General features: G+C 70.3%; 21 protein-coding genes. 12 read left to right on the top strand and 9 right to left on the bottom strand.

What is annotated here, in order from left to right:
* Window positions 1–28: 28 nt before the first annotated feature.
* The 3 genes from ACU5E9_RS01030 (at window position 29) to ACU5E9_RS01040 (ending at window position 3,035) form a co-directional block, all read left to right on the top strand.
* Window positions 29–1,585, top strand: a complete 1,557-nt coding sequence (locus ACU5E9_RS01030; protein ID WP_456811800.1) for a PspC domain-containing protein — start codon at window positions 29–31, stop codon at window positions 1,583–1,585.
* Window positions 1,586–1,594: 9 nt separating this feature from the next.
* Complete coding sequence (locus tag ACU5E9_RS01035; RefSeq protein WP_456811801.1) at window positions 1,595–1,918, top strand: hypothetical protein; 324 nt, start codon at window positions 1,595–1,597, stop codon at window positions 1,916–1,918.
* A gap of 100 nt (window positions 1,919–2,018) precedes the next feature.
* Complete coding sequence (locus ACU5E9_RS01040) at window positions 2,019–3,035, top strand: hypothetical protein (RefSeq protein WP_456811802.1); 1,017 nt, start codon at window positions 2,019–2,021, stop codon at window positions 3,033–3,035.
* A 65-nt stretch (window positions 3,036–3,100) separates the two neighbouring features.
* Here ACU5E9_RS01040 and ACU5E9_RS01045 read toward each other — a convergent pair whose 3' ends face one another.
* Window positions 3,101–3,922, bottom strand: coding sequence for an alpha/beta fold hydrolase (locus ACU5E9_RS01045; protein ID WP_456811803.1), 822 nt, complete (start codon window positions 3,920–3,922; stop codon window positions 3,101–3,103).
* A 16-nt stretch (window positions 3,923–3,938) separates the two neighbouring features.
* A complete protein-coding gene (locus ACU5E9_RS01050; RefSeq protein ID WP_456811804.1) occupies window positions 3,939–4,664 on the bottom strand; it encodes an alpha/beta fold hydrolase in 726 nt (241 codons plus the stop codon).
* A 183-nt stretch (window positions 4,665–4,847) separates the two neighbouring features.
* On the opposite strand from ACU5E9_RS01050, the gene ACU5E9_RS01055 reads away from it, so the two are divergent.
* Complete coding sequence (locus ACU5E9_RS01055) at window positions 4,848–7,121, top strand: helix-turn-helix domain-containing protein (RefSeq protein WP_456811805.1); 2,274 nt, start codon at window positions 4,848–4,850, stop codon at window positions 7,119–7,121.
* Here the strand turns inward: ACU5E9_RS01055 and ACU5E9_RS01060 are convergent.
* Entirely contained in the window at window positions 7,118–7,546 is a 429-nt protein-coding gene (locus ACU5E9_RS01060; RefSeq protein ID WP_456811806.1) for an ASCH domain-containing protein, read from the bottom strand. The genes ACU5E9_RS01055 and ACU5E9_RS01060 overlap by 4 nt on opposite strands.
* A 185-nt stretch (window positions 7,547–7,731) precedes the next feature.
* Between ACU5E9_RS01060 and ACU5E9_RS01065 the strand changes: the two genes are divergently transcribed.
* Both ACU5E9_RS01065 and ACU5E9_RS01070 read left to right on the top strand, forming a co-directional pair.
* Complete coding sequence (locus tag ACU5E9_RS01065; protein WP_456811807.1) at window positions 7,732–8,769, top strand: DNA topoisomerase IB; 1,038 nt, start codon at window positions 7,732–7,734, stop codon at window positions 8,767–8,769.
* Between the two features lie 71 nt (window positions 8,770–8,840).
* The gene (locus tag ACU5E9_RS01070) at window positions 8,841–9,056 is read left to right on the top strand and encodes a PLDc N-terminal domain-containing protein (protein ID WP_456811808.1); all 216 of its coding nucleotides are present in this window, start codon (window positions 8,841–8,843) and stop codon (window positions 9,054–9,056) included.
* Between the two features lie 101 nt (window positions 9,057–9,157).
* On the opposite strand, the gene ACU5E9_RS01075 is transcribed toward ACU5E9_RS01070, so the two are convergent.
* Window positions 9,158–10,204: an ATP-dependent DNA ligase gene (locus ACU5E9_RS01075; RefSeq protein ID WP_456811809.1), complete on the bottom strand. Its 1,047-nt coding sequence runs from the start codon at window positions 10,202–10,204 to the stop codon at window positions 9,158–9,160.
* A gap of 109 nt (window positions 10,205–10,313) precedes the next feature.
* Between ACU5E9_RS01075 and ACU5E9_RS01080 the strand changes: the two genes are divergently transcribed.
* Window positions 10,314–12,023 carry an AMP-binding protein gene (locus tag ACU5E9_RS01080; RefSeq protein WP_456811810.1) on the top strand — a complete coding sequence of 570 codons (1,710 nt, stop codon included), beginning with the start codon at window positions 10,314–10,316 and terminating at the stop codon, window positions 12,021–12,023.
* 23 nt (window positions 12,024–12,046) lie between these two features.
* On the opposite strand, the gene ACU5E9_RS01085 is transcribed toward ACU5E9_RS01080, so the two are convergent.
* Window positions 12,047–13,537, bottom strand: coding sequence for a maltokinase N-terminal cap-like domain-containing protein (locus ACU5E9_RS01085; protein ID WP_456811811.1), 1,491 nt, complete (start codon window positions 13,535–13,537; stop codon window positions 12,047–12,049).
* 23 nt (window positions 13,538–13,560) lie between these two features.
* Entirely contained in the window at window positions 13,561–14,133 is a 573-nt protein-coding gene (locus ACU5E9_RS01090; RefSeq protein WP_456811812.1) for a GNAT family N-acetyltransferase, read from the bottom strand.
* Between the two features lie 119 nt (window positions 14,134–14,252).
* Between ACU5E9_RS01090 and ppsA the strand changes: the two genes are divergently transcribed.
* Window positions 14,253–16,670, top strand: a complete 2,418-nt coding sequence (gene ppsA / locus ACU5E9_RS01095; protein WP_456811813.1) for a phosphoenolpyruvate synthase — start codon at window positions 14,253–14,255, stop codon at window positions 16,668–16,670.
* A gap of 86 nt (window positions 16,671–16,756) precedes the next feature.
* Here ppsA and ACU5E9_RS01100 read toward each other — a convergent pair whose 3' ends face one another.
* Complete coding sequence (locus ACU5E9_RS01100) at window positions 16,757–17,098, bottom strand: hypothetical protein (protein WP_456811814.1); 342 nt, start codon at window positions 17,096–17,098, stop codon at window positions 16,757–16,759.
* Between the two features lie 78 nt (window positions 17,099–17,176).
* Window positions 17,177–17,458: a DUF6504 family protein gene (locus ACU5E9_RS01105; protein WP_456811815.1), complete on the bottom strand. Its 282-nt coding sequence runs from the start codon at window positions 17,456–17,458 to the stop codon at window positions 17,177–17,179.
* Between the two features lie 261 nt (window positions 17,459–17,719).
* On the opposite strand from ACU5E9_RS01105, the gene ACU5E9_RS01110 reads away from it, so the two are divergent.
* The 4 genes from ACU5E9_RS01110 (at window position 17,720) to ACU5E9_RS01125 (ending at window position 21,895) form a co-directional block, all read left to right on the top strand.
* Complete coding sequence (locus ACU5E9_RS01110) at window positions 17,720–18,346, top strand: DUF4956 domain-containing protein (RefSeq protein WP_456811816.1); 627 nt, start codon at window positions 17,720–17,722, stop codon at window positions 18,344–18,346.
* Window positions 18,343–19,206: a VTC domain-containing protein gene (locus tag ACU5E9_RS01115; RefSeq protein WP_456811817.1), complete on the top strand. Its 864-nt coding sequence runs from the start codon at window positions 18,343–18,345 to the stop codon at window positions 19,204–19,206. The genes ACU5E9_RS01110 and ACU5E9_RS01115 overlap by 4 nt, the downstream gene beginning before the upstream one ends.
* Before the next feature lie 108 nt (window positions 19,207–19,314).
* On the top strand, window positions 19,315–21,258 hold the full coding sequence (locus tag ACU5E9_RS01120) for a carbohydrate-binding domain-containing protein (RefSeq protein ID WP_456811818.1): 1,944 nt from the start codon (window positions 19,315–19,317) through the stop codon (window positions 21,256–21,258).
* A 232-nt stretch (window positions 21,259–21,490) separates the two neighbouring features.
* Window positions 21,491–21,895, top strand: a complete 405-nt coding sequence (locus ACU5E9_RS01125; protein ID WP_456811819.1) for a phage holin family protein — start codon at window positions 21,491–21,493, stop codon at window positions 21,893–21,895.
* A 45-nt stretch (window positions 21,896–21,940) separates the two neighbouring features.
* Here the strand turns inward: ACU5E9_RS01125 and ACU5E9_RS01130 are convergent, their stop codons facing one another.
* Window positions 21,941–23,149 carry an MFS transporter gene (locus tag ACU5E9_RS01130; protein ID WP_456811820.1) on the bottom strand — a complete coding sequence of 403 codons (1,209 nt, stop codon included), beginning with the start codon at window positions 23,147–23,149 and terminating at the stop codon, window positions 21,941–21,943.

Here is a 23,149-nt window from a genome sequence, read left to right on the forward strand (position 1 = left end):
GGCGAGTGGGGCGCAGCAAGATGGAGCCATGACCGAGACATCGTCCACCACCAACCCCGGGAACCCGTACGCCGCATCCGGCGCCACCGGGCAGCCCAAGCCCCCTGGCGGGGCCGTGTTCTTCGACTGGGTGCGGAGCCTGGGCTTCGTCCGCGGCCCCGACCGCTGGCTGGCCGGCGTGTGCGGAGCGATCGCGACGCGCACCGGACTCGACCCGCTGATCGTGCGCGGCATCGCCGTCGTCATCGCGATCCTCGGCGGACCGATCTTCTTCCTCTACGCGGTGGGCTGGGCACTGATGCCCGACCAGTCCGGACGCAGCCTGGTCGAGCAGGCCGCACGCCAGGTCTTCGAGCCGGCCATGATCGCCGTCGGCGCGCTGCTGCTGCTCACCTTCATCCCGTGGATGCAGGGCATCTGGTGGCAGGGACCGCCGGAGATCTGGGGCATGCCCGGGTGGCTCGAGGTGCTGCTGCGCACGAGCTGGGCCATCGGGCTCACCGTGGGCATCATCCTGCTGGTGATCTACATCGCCAAGCGGGTGCCGTCGCCGCGCAACCCGCCGGTGTACAACACTGCGCCGGACTCGGCGCCGCCCGCGACCCCGACCCAAACCCACACCGCGAGCTCGACTCCGACCCAGACCGCGACTCAGACCGCGACGCCGACGCCGACCGCGACCTTCGTTCCGCCGATCCCGCCCGTGCCAGAGGCGCCCACCGCGTCCTCGACGGGCCAGACACAGGGTCAGGCGGATGGCCAGACGCCGGGAAGCACCCCGCCCGGACCATCGCTGTGGGATGACATGACCGGCCGGTCCGGCGCGGCCGGGTCCACCCCGTCCGGACCCACGCCGTACGCGCCGTACGGTTCCGGCCCCCGACCGGCGACCCCGGCCGCGGCCTACGACCCGGACCGGTACCGCACGATGCACCGCCGTCGTCAGCTGGGCGCCGGGTTCGTCTCCGTGGTGGCGGGCATCGCGCTCAGCGCCGGAGCGGTCGCCGCGTCCTTCGTGGCCGACGGAACGTGGTCGAACACCGCCTTCCTCGTGGGCGCCTCCGCCGCGCTCGCCGTGGTCGCGCTGGGAATCGTGGTCGCCGGCATCCGGGGCAAGGAGGGCGGCTGGCTGAACTTCTTCAGCATCGCCCTGGTCGTGAGCATGGCGTGGACCGCGTTCATCCCGGCGGGAACCGACGTGATCACCTTCGGCGACCCCACCTGGCAGTACGACACCGACCAACCCACCGGACTGGCCATGATCGCCGGGGCGCCCACGATCGACCTCACCGGGATCGACAGCACCCCGTCGGGCATCGACCGCACCGTGGACGTCTGGCTGGCCTTCGGCGACACGGAGCTGATCCTCCCCGAGAACCGCACCGTCGAGGTGCAGGCCAGCACCCTGGCCGGCGGGATCGACTACGGCGCCCCCGGCGAGCCCGGCATCGACCGCGGGGGGCTGCTGTTCCACGACGACCGCGTCGTCGCCGAGGGCAGTGGAACCGGCGTCACAACTGTTCGAGTGTGGACGGGCTTCGGCCAGGTCACCATCAACCAGCCGGCCGAGCCGGCCCTGCGCTAGGAGAACGTCATGACCGACGCCGACACCACCCCGACCGCTGACACCCCGCCCGCGGACACCACCCCGAACCCCGACACCTCGACCGCCGGCACGGCATCTGCCGCGACCCCGGCCGCCCCGACCGCGGTTCCCGTTTCCCCCGCGAAACGGCGGCCACTGTTCCCGACCATCCTGTGGGGCGCGATGATGCTCGCGGTGGCGGCCTACTTCGCCGCCCGCGAACTGGTTCCCGGCGGCCTCGACCTGACCACCTGGTTGCTCACCGCCGTCGTGGGCATCGGCCTGTTGCTCGTGGTGGCCGGCATCGCCGCCGCGTCCCGCCGAGCCGGTTGAAGCACGCCGCCACCGGCCATTTCGGTGGACGCTGCTGGTCGACCTAAGCTGGACGTCACACCGGCGGCACGGGCTTCCGGCGGACCGATCGGGGGATCGTATGGGGATCAGCGGCATGTCGGCGGCGATACCGGACCCGGGCCGCACCCGTCCCCGCGATATCGCGGCCGTCGCCTCGCTCTGGCTTCCCGTGCTCGGGATCGTGCTCACGGCCGTGTTCTGGTTCGCTCGGTTGCCCGCCGACCTTCCCACCCAGTGGGGGACCGATGGCGTCACTTCGACCGCCGCCGCCTGGCTCGTGCTCACGATCACCGTGGGTCTGGGCCTGGCCGCCGGGGTGGGGGCGGTGTTCGCCCTTCCCGCCGGCGCGGCAGCCAACCGGCGCACGATCTTCCTGGCCAGCGGATTCGTCGGCGGCCTGGCCGCGAGCGTGTGGCTCGTCTGCGCCGGTTCGACCATCATCGCCGGTCCCGCCGAACCGGAGGTGGGCGGCTGGCCGCTGCTGTCCATCCTGGCCTGCGGTTACGGCGGCATCGCCGCCCTGCTGGCGTCTCCCTGGGCCCCGTCGCAGCACGCCGTCGCAGCGAACCGCGCCGACCCCGCGCATCCCGACGCCGCGCCTCCAGGCACGGACACTGCCGTGGACCGGACGGCGTCCTGGTCGCACACCGAGGTCGCACCGCTCTTCGCCTGGCTGGCGGCCGCCCTGGGCGTTGCCGCGATTGCCCTGCTCTTCGGGCCGCTGCTGGCCGGTGGTACCAACCCCGCCGCGCTGATCAGCGCCGGCAGCCTGGCGATCGTGGCCCTGGCCAGCGTGGCCTTCGCCCGCATCCAGGTCGGGATCGATGCCCGCGGACTGCTGGTCTCGTCCGGCACGCTCGGCATCCCGATCCGCACGATCCCGCTCGGCGCCATCGAGACCGTGCACGCGGACTACCTCGAGGCCCTGCGCTGGGGCGGCTGGGGCTACCGGGTGCAGGCCGGCCGCTCGGCGGTGATCCTGCGCTCGGGCCCCGGCCTCGTCGTGAACCTCACCAGCGGCCGTCAGTTCGGGCTGACCCTGACCGCCCCGGACGAACCGGCCGGGCTGCTCGCCGCGCTGGCCACACCGGCCTGACCGGGCGGATGCGGCGGCCGAGGTGGCCGCCGCATCCGCGGGTGCTGTTCTGCTGGGGTGGCGGGTTACTTGGCGATGAACGCCAGGATGTCGGCGTCCAGCGCGGCCTGGTAGTCGCCGTAGATGCCGTGCGGAGCACCCGGGTAGACCTTGAGGGTGCCGTCCTTGACCAGCTCAGCGGTCTTGAGCGCCGCGGCGGCGATGGGCACGATCTGGTCGTCGTCGCCGTGGGCGATGAAGATCGGCACGTCGAGGGCCTTGAGGTCCTCGGTGAAATCGGTCTCCGAGAACGCCTTCACGCAGTCGTACGCTGCGGCGAGGTTCACCAGCATGCCCTGGCGCCAGAAGTCGTCCTTGGCGCCCTGCGACACCGAGGAGCCCTCGCGGTTCGCGCCGAAGAACGCCTCGGAGAGGTCCTTCCAGAACTGCGAACGGTCGCCAAGGACCCCGGCGCGGATGCCGTCGAACGCCTCGATCGGGGTGCCCTCCGGGTTGCTGTCGGTCTTCAGCATCAGCGGGGGAACGGCCCCGGCGGTGATGACCTTCACGACCCGGCCCGCACCGTGCTGGGCGGCGTACCGCACCACCTCACCACCGCCCGTGGAGTGCCCGATCACAACGAGGTCGTGCAGGTCGAGGGCTTCGACGAGCTCGGCGAGGTCCTGCGCGTAGGTGTCCATGTCGTTACCCGTGTAGGTCTTCGACGACCGCCCGTGGCCGCGACGGTCGTGCGCGATGGCACGGTAGCCGGCATCCGCCAGCAGCTTGAGCTCGACCTGCCAGGCGTCGCTCGACAGTGGCCAGCCGTGGCTGAACAGCACGGGCTGGCCCGTGCCCTGCTCGGTGTAGTAGATCTCGGTTCCGTCGGTTGTGGTGATGTAGGGCATCGGTGGACTTCCTTTTCTAGTTGACGAGCTCGGAGGTGGCCTTGGCCGCGACCTCGATGAGGGCGGCGACGTCGGCGGGGTGGGTCTGCATGACAAGGTGCGGAGCATCCAACTCGACGGCCTGCGTGATGCCGGCGCGTTCGTAGCCGAACCGTTCCACAGCCGGATTGATGGTGTGGTCGGCGCTTGAGATGATGCCCCAGGATGGCTTCGACTTCCAGGCCGCGGCCGACGCGGGTTCACCGAAGGCCACCGCGGAGAGCGGGCGCTGGGAGACCGCGAGGACCTCGGCCAAGCGGGTGTCCAGGCCGGCGGCGAAGACCGCCGGGAACGCGTCGATCGCCACCGACACATCGGTGCCGGGTTCGCCGCCCTCGACCGGGTAGGGCGCGTAGACCAGGTTCGCGGCGAGGTCGGAGTCGGGGAAACCGCCCTGCAGCTGCCCGAGGCTCTCGCCCACCTCGAGCACGTAGGCGGCGACGAAGACCAGGCCGGTCACGTTGTCGGCCTCACCGGCCACACCGATCACGGCGCCGCCGTAGGAGTGGCCGGCCAGGATCACGGGGCCGTCGATCTGCTCCACGAAGGAGCGGATGTACGCGGCGTCGCCGGAGAGACTGCGGTTGGGTACCGGCGGCACCAGGACGGTGTGGCCCCGGTCAAGGAGCAGCCGGGTGACGGGTGCCCAGGAGGCGGCGTCGGCGAAGGCGCCGTGCACGAGGACGATGGTGGGAGCGGTCATGGGAGCTCACTTTCGAAGGTGGGCCGGCGCCCGGGTGGGCAACGGCTACTGAATCGGTCGACACGAAGTTGCGCGGTCCCCGCACATCTGCGAATCTCTCGGAATGACGTCGACACCAAGCTCACCGGGCTGGCCTGGCGTGTCGCAATGCAGAAAGCATGAAGAACCGGTGAATCTCACATCGTGAGCGCGCCGACGACGCTCGCGGCCACGCTGCGGACGCTGCGCCTGGCAGCGGACCTGACCCTCGAGGGCCTCGCCGAGAGAAGTGGCATCAGTGCCCGCACGATCAGCGACATCGAGCGCGGAGTGAGCATCGCCCCGCAGCGCCGCACGGCCGTGGCGATCGCGCGGGGCCTCGGGCTCGACGCCGCGGCCGCGGATGCGTTCCTCCGCGCGGCGCGGGCACGGCGCGCAGGTCCCTCCGACGGGCCACGCGCCTCAGCGATCGCCCCGCATCGGCTGCCGGACTTCACCGGCCGCGAGCAGGAGATCGCCGACCTCGCCGCGCTACTCGTCACCCGCACGGAGACGGCGGTGTCCCCGCTGGTCGTCGTGGTGTGCGGACCACCCGGTATCGGCAAAACCACCAGCGCCTTCGAGGCCCTCAGCCGCGCCGCCGACAGGCGGCCGCGGATGCTGTACGTCGACCTCGACGGCTTCAACACCCTGCCGCTCACCCCGTTGCAGGTACTCCGGGCGCTCCTGCGCCAGGTCCCCGGCCTCGGCGAGAAACTGCCCACTGGCCTGGACGGAGCCGTCCGGCTCTGGCAGCTGGTGACCGCGGAAGATCCACCGGCTGTGCTGCTCGACAATGCGGCGAACGAGTCCCAGATCCGGCCCGTGCTTGCCGCGGACGCACGTACCGTGGTCGTGATCACGTCACGGCGCAGTCTCGCCGGGCTCGAGGGCGTGCGGCGGATGACGCTGGGCCCCCTCGGCACGGAGGACAGCGTCCTGCTGCTGAGCCGGCTGATTCCCGCCGACCAGAGGGAGGCCGGCGATCTGCGCGAACTGGCCGCGCTGTCCGACCATGTTCCGCTCGCGTTGCGAATTGCCGGGAATCGGATCGCCAGCCACCCGCAGTTGAAAACCGCCGATTTTGTGGTGCGGATGCGGTCGGCGGAGAACCGACTGCGGCTGCTCGTGGCCGGGGACCTGGCCGTCGAGGCCGCCTTCGCGCTGTCGTACGACGACCTCGACCCCGAGAACGCCGCGCTGTTCCGTTCAATCGCCGTAATTGACGGCGCCACCTTCGACGCCCGGATCGCCGCCGCCACGATGGGAGCCGACGTGCTCGACACCGAGGCGCGGCTGGACGAACTCACCGACCTCGGGCTGCTCGAGGCCCGCGGCGGCAACCGGTACCGGCTGCATGACCTGATCCGCTTGTTCGCGCTGGCGGCGCTGCGCGCTGAGGACGGAACCGAGGGCGTCACCGACCGGCGCGACAGGTTGCGCACCTGGCTGCTCGGGAGCCTCGAGCGGGCCGGCGCGTGGTTCGAGCCGGACCGGGCGGCCGAGGACCCGAGTGCTGCGGGAGCCTCATTTCCCGATGCCGACACGGCCCAGGCCTGGATTCGGCTGGAGGTGGTGCACTGGTGGCCGGCGTTGCGGGCCGCCGCCGCCATCGGCGAACACGCCGCGGTCGTGGACGTGGCCGACGCCCTGCACTGGTTTTCCGACCTGTGGTTCGAGTGGGGGCACTGGCACGAGTTCTTCTCCCTGGCCGTCGCCTCGGCACGGGCCCTCGCCGACCCCCGGCTGGAAGCCATGCACCTGGGCTACCTGGCGTGGGCGGAGATCATCGAGGTCGGCGACGCCGGGGCCGCGGCGACTACGGCCCGGCACGCCCTGGCCGCCGCGGACGCCGCCGATGACGACAATCAGCGCGGCTGGGCCCTGTTCTACCTCGGCTGGGCGTGCATGGTGCTGCAACGCTTCGACGACAGCGCCGCCGCCGGGCGGGACTCGGTCTCTGCGTTCAACCGGGTCGGCAATCAGGATGGAGCCGCCCAGGCGATGGTCATCATCGGCAAGGTGCACGCGGATCGCGGGAACCACGACCTGTCGATCCGCGATTTCGAGCGGATCCTCGAGCAGGTCGAGCGCACCACCGGGAGATCCGGCGACCCGGTGTTGAAGATCACGGCGTTCTCGGCTCACCGGTTCATCACCACCAACCTGATCGCCCTGGGCCGACCCGCCGAAGCGGTGGCCGCGGCCACGGCGGCTCTCGCCCTGGCGGAGGAGATCAACTCAACGGCGTTCATCGCCTCGGCGCTGCGGATGCGGGTACTTTCCCACATCGCCGCCGGAAACGCCGGCGCAGCGGAGCGCGACATCGACCGTGCGCTTGCCGGCATCGGGCCACGGGGGAAGGACGCGTTCATCAACGAACAGCGCGCGCACCTCGAGGAGCTGCGCGCGAGCCTGGGCCCGGCCGGGACTCCCTAGACGACGGGAGCGTGTACGACCCGGAACACCTTGCTGATCACGGGTTCGTCATCCGTCAGCTCCCAGTGCGGGTCGTCCAGGTGCTTGCGGATGGCGGGAACAAGGGTCTCCCAGTAGTTCCGGTGCACGGTGTGCCAGTTTTCCAGCGTGGGGGACTCGTGCTGGGCGAGCTCCAGGGTGGCCTCGGCCGCGGTGTGCTCCCGCACCTCGAGCACCTCCACCACGGCAACCCGGGTGTTCGCCGAGTCGACCAGGGCGTACTCGGTGCCCACCACGGGAAGCGGGTCCGCCGTGAGGTCGTAGGCCACGCGCAGGTTGGATGAACCGGTCTTGTCACCGCTCATCACCAGCGCCACCATCAACTCGCGGAACTCGCCCGGTTCACCGAACTCGAGCGGGGGAAGGGCGGCGATATCGGCAAGCATCGTGAGACTTTCTCTGGCGTCGCGCGCATGTGCCCGCATGAACTGTGAGAACAGTATATGGAGCGCGTCGGGTGCTCACGACCATCCGCCGCACGTGCCGTCTTCAGCGACCGCGCCCGGCCGTGCTTGCTCGCACGGCGGCGCACGTTTACGCTGAAAAACCCACCCCAGCCCGGAGGACGACAATGACGACGACGACTCGGACATCGGCAACGAAGGCCGCGCCCGCGAAGGGCGCCGCTGCCCGTCCCCGGGTCGTCCGGCTGCGCCGCAGCAACACCTCCGGCGCGGGGTACGCCCGCCGGCGCTCCGGCCGCGGGTTCAGCTACCTCGACGCGGCCGGCCTCGTCATCGCCGACGCCGAGCTGCGCGCCCGCTTCACCGCCCTGGCCATCCCGCCGGCTTGGAGCGACGTGTGGATCGCCCCGTACCCCAACGGCCATATCCAGGCGACCGGGGTGGATGCGGCCGGCCGACGACAGTACGTGTATCACCCGGACTGGCGCCTGAAGCAGGACCGGGTGAAGTTCGCCCGTGCGCTCGAGCTGGCCGAGTCCCTGCCCCGGGCCCGCGGCTATGTGACCCGCACGCTGCGCCAGTCGGGCGCCACCCGGGAACGCGCCCTCGCCGCCGCCTTCCGGATCCTCGATTCCGGTGCCCTGCGCATCGGCAGCGACCGGTACGCCGAGGAGAACGGCAGCCACGGCCTGACGACGTTGCAGCGCTCGCACGTGAGCGTCACGGGCGACACGGTGAATTTCGCCTTCCCCGCCAAGAGCGGGCAGTCCTGGCAGAGCAGCCTGGTCGACCCCGACGTGGCCGCGTTCGTGCGGGATGCGCCGGACGATTCCCCGGACGCGCCGTTCCTGGCCTGGGACGACGACGGGGAACCCCGCACGGTGTCGGCCGCCGACGTGAACGAGTTCATCCGGGAGCACACCGGCGGCGAGTTCACCGCCAAGGACTTCCGCACCCTGCGCGGCACCATCGCGGCCGCGATCAGCCTGGCGAAGAACGGCCCGGAGGAGACCAAGCGAGCCAGGGCCCGGGCGCTGTCGGCGGCCATGCAGGCTGCGGCGGAGGTGCTCGGCAACACGCCAACGATCGCCCGCACCAGCTACGTCGACCCGCGGGTGGTCGACGCGTTCACCGCCGGCGAGACAATCGACCCCGCCCGCACGGCATCCGCCGAGTCGGAGCTGCGCCGGCTGCTGCTGCCCTGAGTCGTCGTCGCACCTCGTTCGGTGGCATGATGCGACAGACAAGTGCCGCCAGACGACAGAGGGAGAGTGACATGGCATCGCGAAAGTGGACCGACATGAGCGGGGGACAGAAGTTCGGCACGGTGGCAGGCGCCGTCGTGCAGTTGGTGCTCGCGGGGCTCGCCTGGAGTGACCTGGCGCACCGCCCGGCGAAGAAGGTCAACGGCCCCAAGGGCATCTGGGCCGCCGTCATCTCGATCAACTTCGCCGGCCCGATCGCCTACTTCATCGCCGGCCGCAAGGACTGACCCGCCGCCGCGTGTCGTTCGCACTCTTCTCGCCTTCGTTTCCACCGGGAAGGCGGGAAGTGTGCAAACGAGAGTTCACAGCTCGGGCTACAGCGGGTGCGTCAGTCGAGCACGTCGCCCAGGTCGTACGCGACGGGCCGTTCCAGCTGCTCGAAGGTGCACGAGCGGGCTTCGCGGTCCGGCCGCCACCGGTCGAACTGCACGGTGTGCCGGAACCGCTCACCCTCCATGTGGTCGTAGCGCACCTCGAGCACCCGCTCCGGCCGCAGCTTCACAAACGTCGTGTCCTTGCCCGAGGAGAACCGGCTCGGTTCACCCTCGCCGGTCAGCACGGCGCCGGCCTCGTCCCGCATCACCAGCGGCTCCAGCTCATCCACCAGCGCCAGCCGGCGCACATCGCTGAACGCGGATGCCCCGCCCACGCTGCGCAGCTCGCCGTCGGCGTCGTAGAGGCCGAGCAGCAGCGAGCCCACGCCGCTGCCGCTGACGTGCGTGCGGTAACCCAGCAGCACGACATCCGCGCTGCGGTGGTGCTTGACCTTGAACATGACCCGCTTGCCCGGCGCGTACGCGGCGGCGAGCGGCTTGGCGACGACGCCATCCAGGCCCGCGCCCTCGAACTCCACCAGCCAGCGGCGGGCCACGGCCACGTCGCGGGTGGTGCGGGTGAGATGGATCGGGTCGCCGAGCGTGCCGACGAGGGCCTCGAGTGCAGCCCGGCGCTGTTCGAACGGGGTGTCCAGCAGGCTCTCCCCGGCCAGGCTGAGCAGGTCGAAGGCCACGAAGGTGGCCGGGGTCTCGTCGGCGAGCCGGCGCACCCGGCTTGCGGCGGGGTGGATGCGCTGCGACAGCTGCTCCCAGGACAGGTGCTCCCGGCCCGGCTCGCCCGCCCGCAACACGATCTCCCCGTCGAGCACGCAGGGCTGCGGCAGCAGCTCCTCGAATGCGTAGGTGAGCTCGGGGAAGTACCGGGTGAGCATCTTCGAGCCGCGGCTGCCGATGCTGCTGGTGGTGCCGTCGAAGGAGACGATGCTGCGGAAGCCGTCCCATTTGGGCTCGTAACTGAGGCCGCCGGGCACACTGTCCGGTTCGGGGACCGTGTCGACGGACTTGGCGAGCATGGGGGAGACGGGCGCTGCGACTGCCATGCCCAGAGTCTGGCCTGCTTCCGGCCCGCGGTACACCTCTTGCACGTATTTCCACCCCGGTTGGGTATTCATGCCGCTGGAGGCATCCGCGGGTGAGGAAGATGGAACCATGACCGAGCGCACCAGTACGACCAACTTCCGCAGCGCCCGCGACCAGCTCGTCGAGCTGCGCGCCGACCACCCGGGCGCCTCAGCGGCCTTCGTCTGGCCCGACGTGGGCGACAGCTTCAACTGGGCCGTCGACTGGTTCGACGTGATCGGCACCGGCAACGACAAGACCGCCCTGTGGATCGTGGAGGAAGACGGCCGCGAACTCAAGGTCAGCTTCGACGAGATGGTCACCCGTTCCGACCGGGTCGCCACCTGGCTCGTGCAGCAGGGCGTGGCCAAGGGCGACCACGTCATGCTGATGCTCGGCAACCAGGTCGAGTTGTGGGAGACCATGCTCGCGATCCTCAAGGTCGGCGCGGTCATCCTGCCCACCTCCACCGTGCTCGGCACGCACGACCTCGCCGACCGGGTGCTGCGCGCCGGGGTGCAGCACGTGATCGCCAACGCCGGGGACACCGCGAAGTTCGCCGGTGTCGAGGGCGAATTCACCCGCATCTGCGTGGGCGAGCCGACCGCGGGCTGGACCGGTTACGCCGACTCGCACCTCGCCGAAGCCGGCAAGGTCGCCGTCACGGTCGCCTCCACCGACCCGTCGCTGATCTACTTCACCTCCGGCACCACGAGCAAGCCCAAGATGGTGGTGCACAGCCAGACCTCGTACCCGGTCGGGCACCTCACCACGATGTACTGGCTGGGCCTCCGCCCCGACGACGTTCACCTGGCCATCAGCTCGCCCGGCTGGGGCAAGCATGCCTGGAGCTGCTTCTTCTCGCCGTGGATCGCCGAAGCCACCGTTTTCATCTACAACTACTCGAAGTTCAACCCGGCGGCGCTGACGCACCAGCTGCACCGCGCCTCCGTCACCAGCTTCTGCGCGCCACCGACGGTGTGGCGCATGCTGATCCAGGCGGATGTCGGCGTCAAGCCGGCGAGCCTCCGTGAGATCCTCTCGGCCGGTGAACCGCTCAACCCCGAGGTGATCAGCCAGATCCAGCGTGCCTGGGAGCTGACCATCCGCGACGGCTACGGCCAGACCGAGACCACCGCGATCGTCGGCAACGTGCCGGGGTCGGCTCTCAAGGCCGGGTCGATGGGCCAACCCTTGCCCGGCGTCGCCGTGGTGCTGGTCGATCCGATCACCGGGGCCCTCACCGAGGAAGGCGAGATCTGCCTGGACCTCACCAGCGCGGCGGTGAACCTCATGTCGGGCTACCACGGCGACATCGAACGGAGCGCCGACGTGCTCCGGGACGGCTACTTCCACACCGGCGACGTCGCCACCCGGGACGAGAACGGCTACCTCACCTTCGTCGGCCGCACCGATGACATCTTCAAGTCCAGCGACTACAAGGTCTCCCCGTTCGAGGTGGAGAGCGTGCTGATCGAGCACCCTGCCGTGATGGAGGCCGCCGTCGTGCCGGCCCCCGACGACACCCGGCTGAACATCGCCAAGGCCTATGTCGCGCTGGCCGCCGGTTGGGCGCCCGACGCCGAGACCGCCCTTGCCGTGCTGCGCTACGCCCGCAACGGCCTGCCGCCGTACATGCGGGTGCGCCGGGTGGAGTTCTTCGAACTGCCCAAGACCAACTCGGGCAAGATCCGCCGGGTGGAACTGCGGGCTCGGGAGAACGAGGCTGCCGCGGCGAACGTGCGGCTGGCCGACGAGTGGCGGGACGACCAGTTCCCGGAGCTCAAGAAGCGCTCCTAGCCCGCCGGGCTCCACCGTCCCGTCTACCGGGGCGCGCGCGGCCGATCGCCCGTGAGGGTGGTCGACACCTGGGTCGGCGCCTCGGCCAGGCGTCGCACCGCCCGCAGCGGGATCTGCAGCCAGGACGGCCGGTTGCGGGTTTCGTAGACGCTCTCGTAGATGGCCTTGTCGAGTTCGAACGCGGCCAGCAGGGGTTCCTGGCCGGCCAGCGTGGTGCGGGCGTCGTCGTGATAGCCCTGCAGGAAGGCCGCCCTGGCGTTCATCGTCCAGTCGATCGCGGCGGGCCGGGCGTCGGGGTCGGACTGCGCAATGGTCGCGCCGACATAGGAGAACGAGCGCAGCATGCCCGCCACGTCCCGCAGCGGGATGTCGGGCAGGGAGCGTTCGGCGAGCGGCCGGAGCGGTTCGCCCTCGAAATCGATCAACACCCAGCCGCGACCGGGCACGTCGAGCACCTGCCCGAGGTGGTAATCGCCATGGATGCGCTGCAGGCGTGGCCACGTGGCCTTCTGTGCCCGCGCGAAGACGGCTTCGATCGCTGCCTCGTGTTCGGCCAGTTCCGGTACTTCCCTGGCGGCCAGGCGGTAGCGGTCCAGCATGCCGGAGCACAACTGGTCCACGATCTCCGCGGTGGAATCCCCGGTGGGGAACGCGCGGGCCAGGTCACGGTGCACGGCCGCCGTCGCGACGCCCAGCGCACGCGCTCGCGGTCCGAAGTCCTCGCCGGCGGCCGCGGCGCCCAATGCCACCCGCCAGGCATCGTCGACACCGGGCAGGAACTCCTGGGCGAAGGCGAGGTGACCGCCGACCCGCGTGGAGCCGAGGGGGCTGGGCCACTCGCCCCACACGGCCCCGACGGGCTCGGGGACGAACCGGGAACCGACGCGGGCGAGACCGGACTGCACCGAGACATCCGGGTTCTGGCCGGCAGCGACCACCCGGAACACCTTGCAGATGACCGGTCGGTGCGCCCGGTCGCCGGCGCCGACGAGATCAATGATGATCGACGTGTTGGACTGTTCGCCGCTCAGCACCCGGCTCGACGCCACCGACACCCCGGCCGGCCGGGGGGTTCCGGGCACGGCCTCGCCGGATGCGGCCATGTTTGTCGGGTCGTCGGCGAGAACGGTGCCCCGGGAGAGGATGAAGTCGAGCAGCGCAGCGGCGTAGGCCGGATCGTGGGCGGCGTCGTAGAGGTAGCGGGGCAGACCGTCACTGCCCGTGGTGCGGGCGATGAGCGCGCCCGGATCGGACCCTGCGGTGGAGGGCATCGCGGCCAGTGGGGCCCGGCGCTCCGTGACGGGCACCTGGTAGAGCGTCGAATACCGGCTGGCGGTGTCGAGCACGAGGTGGCACGCGATGCGGACGGTGGGGTCGGTGGAGGGCAGGGAGAACTGCCCGATGCTCTGCAGTACGGGGCTGTGGCCCTTGCCGGCGAACCAGCGCTGCGCGGCCACCCAGCGGTCGAGGGTCGCGGGGAGGTCGACACCGGTGTCGGCGCTGGCGTGCTTCATGTCGCTCAGCGTAGCCGGACCTGCTACTCCGGGGGTGCCGACCGAGCTTCGTCGACCGCGGCGCTCAGCAGCGACACGACCACGGTGTCGTTCTTGGTGGACTGTTGCCCGATCTCGGTGAAGCCGAGGCGGTCGTGGAAGGCCAGCGAGCGCGGGTTGGGCGGGCGCAGGTTGACCTCGCAGAAGACGACGTCGGCGCCGATGGCTCGCGCGCTGTCGAAAACGGCGGAGTAGAGCAGCGCGCCGAGCCCCTGGTCCCGGTGATCCGGTGCGACCACGATGCGATCCAGGTAGAGGAAGGCGCTGGACCGGCCGGAGAACCAGAGGTAGTTCTCGCTGTCGTAGGCGGCGCCGGGCGCGAACACGATGGTGAAACCCAGCACGGTGTCCGGGTCGGTATCCGCCACGACGGCGGTGGCGCTGTGGCCGGCGGCGAGCAGGGCTGCCAGCTGCGCGGAATCCAGGTCGTTGACGGCCGGCACGGCGGCGCTGTTCAACCTGAGCAGCTGGGCAGTGTCGGTGTCGCGCACGGGACGCAGCGAGAGCGGGGGAAGCGGAACGGATTGCAGCGACGCAGGGGGCAGCGAGGTGGTCATCCCTCGACGATAATCGATGCCGCCCCGGCCGCCGCCCGGCCGCCTAGCCTCGGCCCGTCCAGCGGCGTAGGTTGCCGGGTGCGGGGGATTCGGCGTCGGGAACGAGTTCGGGAGGACTCATGCACACTCGCGAAGTGGTCTGGTTCAATTCGATCGGGCTGGGCGACATCCCCCAGGTCGGCGGCAAGAACGCGTCGCTGGGCGAAATGGTGCGCTCCCTGAAGTCCAGCGGCGTGCGGGTGCCGGACGGCTTCGCCACCACCGCCGACGCCTATCGCGCCTTCATCGCCGCGAACGGCCTGGACGCCGTCATCCGCGACCGGCTCGACGCCTACCATGCCGGCGCGTCCTCGCTCCGGGAGACCGGGCAAGCCGTGCGCGAGGCGTTTCTGGCCGGAGAGTTCCCGGCGGCCATCGCGGACGACATCCGGGTCTTCTACCGCACCCTCGCCGACCAGGCCGGGGTGGCGAACCTGCCGGTGGCCGTGCGCAGCAGCGCCACCGCCGAGGACCTGCCGGATGCCAGCTTCGCCGGCCAGCAGGAGACCTTCCTGAATGTGAGCGGCGAGCGGGACCTCCTCGACGCCTGCCGGCGCTGTTACGCGTCGTTGTTCACCGACCGCGCGATCAGCTACCGCGAGGTGAAGAAATTCGACCATCTCGACGTCGCGCTCTCCATCGGCGTGCAGCGGATGGTGCGCAGCGACCTCGCCGGTTCCGGGGTGATGTTCTCCATCGATACCGACACCGGCTTCCCCGGCGCCGCCGTGATCAGCGCGGCCTGGGGCCTGGGTGAGACCGTCGTGCAGGGCGCCGTCGACCCGGACAAGTACCTGGTCTTCAAGGCCCTGCTCGCCGATCCGGACTGCGAACCGATCATCGAGAAGACGCTGGGCCGTAAGGACCGCAAGATGACCTATGCCGAGGGCGGCAGCGCGCGCACCCGGGTGATCGACACCCCGGAGCGGGAGCGCCGGGCGTTCGTGCTGAGCAACGCTGAGATCGTGCTGCTCGGCCGCTGGGCGAAGGTGGTCGAGGACCACTACGGCCGGGCGATGGACATGGAATGGGCCAAGGACGGTCTGACCGGTGAGCTGTTCCTCGTGCAGGCGCGGCCGGAGACCGTGCACTCGCAGAGGAGCCTGACCCGGTTCACGGTGAGCCGGCTCATCGAGGCCGGTCCGCTCCTGGTCTCCGGGGTGGCCATCGGCGACAGCATCGCCTCCGGCACCGCCTGCGTGATCCGGGACCCGGCCGATATCGAGAACTTCCGTGACGGCGCGATCCTCGTGACCGAGATGACCGACCCGGACTGGGTGCCGATCATGACCCGCGCGGCGGGAATCATCACCGACCACGGCGGCCCCACCAGCCACGCCGCCATCGTCAGCCGGGAACTCGGCGTTCCGGCGGTGGTCGGCACCCGGGTAGCCACCGAGGTGCTCACCGAGGGCGCCCCGGTCACCATTTCCTGCGCCGAGGGCGACGAGGGCTTCGTCTATGCGGGCATCCTCGCCGCCGAAACCGAGGAGGTGGACCTGGGCGCCGTGCCGCACACCCGCACGCAGGTGATGGTGAACATCGCCAGCCCGGCCGCCGCGTTCGAATGGTGGCGGCTGCCCACCGCCGGGGTGGGGCTGGCGCGGATGGAGTTCATCATCAACAACCTCATCAAGATCCACCCCATGGCGCTCGTGCACCCCGAACGCATCACCGAACCGGCCGTGCTGCGGCAGATGGCCGAACTCACCCGTGGGTATGACGACCTCACCGACTACTTCGTGGAGACCCTGGCACTGGGCATCGCGAAACTGGGAGCGCCGTACCATCCGAATCCGGTGATCGTGCGGCTCAGCGATTTCAAGACGAACGAGTACGCGCGCCTGTTGGGCGGGTCGGTTTTCGAGCAGGCCGAGGAGAACCCGATGCTCGGCTTCCGCGGGGCATCGCGGTACTACGACCCCAAGTACGCCGAGGGCTTCGCCCTGGAATGCCGGGCGCTCATGCGGGTGCGGGAGCAGATCGGTTTCAGCAATGTGATCGTGATGGTGCCGTTCTGCCGCACCACGACGGAAGCCGACAAGGTGCTCGCGGCGATGGCCGAGAACGGGCTGGTGCGCGGCCGGAACGGGCTGCAGGTCTACATGATGTGCGAGATCCCAGCCAACGTCATCCTGGCCGAACAGTTCGCCACCCGGTTCGACGGCTTCTCGATCGGGTCGAACGACCTCACCCAGCTGGTGCTCGGCGTCGACCGGGATTCCGCCGACCTGGCCGCCCTGTTCGATGAGCGCAACGAAGCGGTCACCCGGATGATCAGCGAGGCGATCGACAAGGCCCACGCGGCCGGCATCAAGATCGGCATCTGCGGGCAGGGGCCGAGCAACTACCCGGACTTCGCCGAATTCCTGGTCGGCCGGGGCATCGACTCGATCTCGCTCAACCCGGACTCGTTCCTCAGGACCGTGCACCGAATCAAGGAGGCCGAGGTGAAGACCGTCGGCGACTGGCCGACACTGAGCCGGGTGACCACCTAGGCGATCGCGTCTGCGGATCGTTCCTGCGCGGATCGTTCCTGCGCGGATCGTTCCTGCGCGGATCGTTCCTGCTCAGACCGCTCTGCTCACACGGTGTCGTCGATCTGCAGGTCCGGCCCGTCCAGGACGGCCTGCTCGTAGTCGGCCTCCGCCGCATCCGCCACCTGCCGGGCGGCGATCACCCGTTCGCTGATCCGGTGCTCCACGGCCTCTGCCATGGCGACGTCCTCGGGGGAGGCGTTCATGAGCAGGTCCTCCATCTCCTCCGGGTCCCGGTGCAGCGCCTCGATCGCGCCTACCTCGGCCCTGGCGACCGCCGCGCGGCTGCGCAGGAAGGTGATCCGCGCCTGCCAGCGCGCGTCCCGCTGTGCGTCCTCCTTGCGTCCGCGGGGCACCAGGCTGTTGCTCTCACTCTCGTTCTCGCTCACGGCACTCTCCCTGTCTCGCTGGGAGCCTAGCGCCGCATCACCGCCCCCGAAACGGAGCAGGCCGGCCGCGGATCCCGCTCAGTCATAGGCGCGCAGCAGCTGCCAGAGACCGCGGCCGTCGTCATGCTGGATGTCGAAAACCAGGGATGTACCGTCGTCTGCGGTGCCCTGGCAGCGCCAGGCCGCGACCGGCTTGGGCGGATGGGTGAGGAAGTGCAGCAGCTCGTCGGGCAGCGAGAGGGACGCCGTCAGCGGTGTCGGGGTGTCGGTGACCCGGAACCGGCGGGTCCGCCAGACCAGGCGCACGGGCGCGCCCTCCGGGGACACCCAGACCGCAACGGTTTCATTGATCAAACTCATGGAGCATCACCTCGTCGGTTAGAACATACGTTCGAAGTTTACTCCTCCTGCTCTGACATTGCACCCGCGACCCGTGAGCCGGGCCCCGAAAAGGCCCGGGTTTCGGGGTTCAACTCACCGTTCGCGAGACCGGCTCGCGAGATCGGGTCGCGACATCGCCGGCGACTCAGCTGTGGCTCATAACCGAGCCATAGCCGACTCATAGGCACGTTCGGCTAGATGGACATCGTTACGTTACCGATTGTTCATTTGGAGGACACCATGCTGCAGGCCGCGATCATCCTGATCGATCTGCTCTTCATCAGCCTGCTCACGTTCGGGCTGTATTTTCCGCGCCACCGGCGCCGTGACCTCGTCGTCGCGTACCTCATCGTGAATGTCGGTGTGCTGGCGGTGGCCCAAGTGCTCGCGTCCAGCACCGTCGGCGTCGGCCTGGGACTGGGCCTGTTCGGCGTGCTGTCGATCATCCGCCTGCGCTCGAGCGAGATCGAACAGCACGAGGTGGCGTACTACTTCGCGGCCCTGGCCATGGGCCTGCTCGCCGGCCTCAGCGCCGAGCCCAACGTGCTCACCGTGGTGCTGATGGCCCTCATCGTCGCCGTCGTCTTCTTCGGCGACAACCCGCGCCTGTTCCGCAGCTACCGGCAGCAGACGGTGGTGCTGGATGCCGCCTTCCCCGACGAGTCCGACCTCATCGCGCACCTCGAAGGGCTGCTCGTCGCCCGGGTGCACGGCGTGCACGTGCGCAGCCTCGACCTGGTCAACGACACCACCCTCGTCGACGTGCGGTACCAGGTGGGCGCCGCGCGCTCCCTGGCCCCCACCCTCGCCCCGGCCCGCACTACCGGCGTCACCGGCGCCAGCGTTTTGCAGGAGGCGGGACGATGAGCGCCTTGTCCGCACTCGGGGGTGCCGTGCCTGCCGGGGGAGTCGTGCTGGATGTGCCGCTGACGGGCCTGGACACCATCGACCTGGCCGAACTCACCGAACGCGCCAGCCTGCTCACCCGCATCGACCGCAAGTACGTGCTGCCGCGGAGCGCCCTCGACGTGCTCCTGGCCGACCTCGATCCCGGGGTGCGGGTGCTGGACATCAACGGGGTGCGCTCCAGCGCCTACGAGTCTGTGTACTTCGACACCCCGGAGCTCACCAGTTTCATGATGGCGGCCCATCCGCGCCGGCGCCGGTTCAAGATCCGTACCCGCACCTACGTCGACTCCGCCCAGAGCTACCTCGAGGTGAAGACCAGGGGCGGCCGCGGTGTGACGGTCAAGGACCGGCTGCCGTACGACCTCGACGACAGGGCCACGCTCACCAGCGAGGGCCGCCGGTACACCGACACGGTGCTCGACGACGCCGACATCACCGGGGCCGAAGGGCAGGAACTCATGCCGACCCTCACCACCCGGTACCTGCGCACGACCCTGTTCATCCCGGAGTCCAGCAGCCGGGCCACGATCGACACCGGCCTGTCCTGGGCGACGGTGCCGCACCGGGCCCCCGCCGGCCGGAGCGCGCGCGACCGCGGCTCCCGGCTGTCGGATGCGCCGCCGGTGCGACTGGACCGGCCGCAGCTGGCCATCGTGGAGACCAAGTCCGGGTCGCGGGCATCCGCCGTCGACCGAATCCTCTGGGCGCACGGCCACCGCCCCGCCACCATGTCGAAGTACGGCACCGGAATGGCCGCCCTGCGCGGCGACCTGCCGGACAACAAATGGGCCCCGGTCCTGCGCCGCTATTTCCGCTAGCCGCCGAGCACCCGTACGTGCCCTCTCCACCGGCGCCCCACCGGCCACACCCAGCGACCATCCCCCACTCAGCTGCCGTCACCGGCACCCACCGATTGTGAAGACCCCATGAAGAAGAATCCCCTGACCCCCACCGACCCGTCCGGCGGCGCCCGCCGGTTCGGCGTGAAGGCCTGCACCTACCGGGTGCTGCCGTTCCTGGTCACCGCCGCCCTGCTCACCGGGTGTGCGGCGGTCGCGTCGACCACCGACTCCACCGGCTCCACAGGCACCACGACGTCAGCCACCACGGCCGTCGCGGTGGACGAGTCCACCTCCGCCGCCGAGGTGCTGGCCGCCAACCAGGAAACCCACGACGACGCCGACGACTACGAGTGGGACGACGCCGACGTGGTGCCGATCACCCTGGACGGCGACAGCGCCTCGGTCGACGATTCCGCCGACAGCTCAGCCGTGACCATCTCCGGCAGCACCGTGACCATCACCGCGGCCGGCACCTACGAACTCAGCGGCACCCTCGACGACGGCCAGATCGTCGTCGCCTCCGCGGGCGAAGGCACCGTGCGCCTGCTCCTCAACGGCGTCGACATCACCAACTCCGCCGGGGCCGCCCTCGTCGTCTCCGAGGCCGACGAAGCCATGATCGTGCTCGCCGACGGGACCACGAACTCCCTGGCCGACACCGACTCCTACGGCGAAGACGACGAAGCGAACGCGGCTCTGTACAGCGCCGCCGACCTCACCATCACCGGTACGGGGTCGCTCGACGTGACCGGCAACGGCAACGACGGCATCACCAGCGCCGACGGACTGGTCATCAACTCCGGCACCATCACGGTGACGGCAGTGGATGACGGCATCCGCGGCAAGGATTACCTGGTGGTGGACGGCGGCACCGTCTCGGTGACGGCCGGCGGCGACGGCCTCAAGTCCGACAACGCGGACGACGCCACCCGCGGGTACATCGCCCTGACCGGGGGCACCGTGGACGTGACGGCGGCCGGCGACGGCGTGCAGGCCATCACCGATGTGGTGCTCTCCGGCGCCGACGTCACTGTGGAATCCGGCGGCGGCAACACCGCCACGGTCGCCGAGGACGTCTCCGCGAAGGGCGTCAAGTCCGGAGTGGTCACCGTCATCGACGGCGGCACCCTCACCGTCGACGCAGCGGATGACGCCCTGCACTCCGACGGCACCGTGCGTGTGGTCGCCGGCGACGTCACCCTCGCCGCAGGCGACGACGGCGTGCACGCCGACTCGGCGCTGGACATCATCGGCGGCAGCACCACCGTGACGACCTCGAACGAGGGGCTGGAGAGCATGGCGATCAGCATCGGCGGCGGAACCGTCTCGGTGACCGCCAGCGATGACGGCCTCAACGCCTCCAGCGGGTCGACCGCGACCACCACCACGACCGACGACACGGCCGCTGCGGACGGCGCCCCCACCGACGGCGAGATGCCTGCCCAGGGCGGCGGCGGGGGAGGCGGCATGGACTCCGACGGCGGTGAGACCATCACCATCACCGGCGGCACTACCGTGATCGACGCGGACGGCGACGGCTTCGACTCCAACGGGTCGGCGACCATGAGCGGTGGCACCCTCGTGGTGAACGGGCCGACCAACAGTGGGAACGGCGCACTCGACGTGAACGGCACCTTCACGGTCACTGGAGGCACCCTCCTGGCGGCCGGCAGCGCCGGAATGGCCGTGTCGCCCGAGACCGGGTCCGAGCAGACCTTCGTCGCGATCGCCCTCGACGCCGTGGAGGCGGGCGGCACCACCGTGCAGCTCGTGAACAGCGCCGGCGACGTGGTGATGGCGTTCGAATCGGTCAAGGACTTCCAGTCGGTGGTCTTCTCCTCCGACGAGCTGGTCGACGGCGAGAGCTACACCGTCTACGTGGGCGGCACCGCCAGCGGCGAGATCGCCGACGGCGTCTACAGCGACGGCGACTACTCCGCGGCGACGACCGCCACCACCGTCACGGCCGGCGTGGCCGCGACCGGGACCATGGGCGGCGGCGGCGCGGGAGGAGGCGGCCCCCGCTAACCGGGGAGTCGCGACTTCCGCCATCCGAATGGCCGGCCCACAGGGGCCGGCCATTTCGCGGTGGTGGTGGTGCATGCTCGTGGGGGCTCGTCACAATGCTCGTGGCACGCGCTAATGCGCGAAATACCGCGTGCCGCGAGCACTGTCGCGTGCCGCGGGCGCTGTCGCGTGCCGCGGGCATGTGTGTGCCGGGCGGGGTGACGGCGGCGTGCGGCGGCGCTACCATCGCGGCATGATTCGCATCCTGTTGCGTGCGCTGATCTTCCTGCTGTCCGCGGCTCTGGGCCTGTGGGTGGCGTCCCTCGTGCTCGAGGACCTCACCATCACCCCGAGCGGATTCATCACCGCCGTGGTTGTGTTCGCGGTGGCGCAGAGTGTGCTCTCGCCGTTCCTGGCGAAGGTGGTGGCGCGGGGAGCGCCGGCGTTCTTAGGCGGCATCGGGCTGGTATCGACCTTCGTTGCCCTGTGGATCGCATCCCTGTTCCCCGGCGGTCTCACCATCGAGGGCTGGCAGACCTGGGTCCTCGCGGCGCTCGTGGTCTGGCTGGTCACCGCCCTTGCCACGCTGCTGCTTCCGCTGGTCTTGTTGCGGGAGGCGAAGGAGAAGCGCACCGGCGCATCCCGGCCGACCCCGTGAGCCCAGGCCATGGGCCGGGCGCGGACCCCAGGCGGATGCCCGGGGTCAGGCCCGGCGGAGACCCACCGCGGTCAGGGCCAGACAGCAGGCACAGGTTACGGCGAGCAGGGAGAGCATCAGGGGGTAACCGGCGTAGTCGCTCAGGGTCGCGAAGGCGACGGGCAGCAGGAAGCCCACGTAGGTGAGGCTGTAGTAGACGCCGGTGATGCCGGCCAGGTCGGTGGGGGTGGAGATGCGCTGGATCTCGACGAGTCCGGCCACGACCGTGATGCCGTAGGCGGCGCCGAGCAGGATGCCGGTGATCAGGGCCAGCACGGGGGAAACGGTGACGGCCGTGACCACGGCGCTGAGGATGCCGGTGACCATGAGGGCCATGCCCACCACCAGGGCACGCCCGCGGGTGATCGAGTTGAGGCGGGACACCTGCGGCTGCACGAGCGCGCCGGTGCCCAGGGTCACCACGGTCAGCAGGGTGGCGAAGGCGAGGTTGAGTTCGCCGAGCCGGCCCTCCACCAGCTTGGGCATCATGGCGTAGGCGATGCCGGCGGCGCCGAACACCCAGGGTGCGGTGGGCAGCACCACCCGCAGGAACCGGCGGTGTCCGGCGAGCGGAACCTGCAGGTCGAGCCACAGCGACCCGTGCACGCGGCTGCGGGGCACGGTCTCCGGCGCCCGGAGAAGGAAGGGCAGCACGAGCAGGCTGAGGAGGATGTGCACCAGGTAGGGGAGCAGGGTGGGCAGCGGGCCCCACTGGGCAAGGACACCGGAGATGCCGGCGCCCAGCCCGAAGCCGACGGTGAGGGTGAGCGCGGGGCGGCGGGCGCCGGCGGTGGGGCGCGCCACCAGGTCGAACGGGGCGCTGGAGAGTTCCTTGAGCCAGGCTGTGCCGACGGACATCGCTACGCCGACGCTCAGCCCGGCGAGGAACCGGCCGAGGCAGATCACGACCTCGCTGCTGAAGCCGAGCCCGAGCAGGATGCTGGCCGCGATGCCACCGAGGACCCCGATGATCACGAGGGGCTTGCGGCCGTAGCGGTCGGAGAGTGCGCCGGCCAGCAGGAGGCCGGGGACCAGCCCGACGACGTAGAACCCGAGGAACAGGTCGGCCGTGACCGTGGAGTAGTGGCCGAGGGTTTCGTACATGTGCAGCAGCGGGGTGAAGTGGTTGCCGCCCCAGGCCATGACGAACAGCGCCGGCGCGGCGAGTTGCCACGGGACGAGGGAGCTGGGGGTGCGGGGAGTGCGGGGAGACAT

It is taken from the genome of Cryobacterium sp. AP23 (assembly GCF_054075385.1).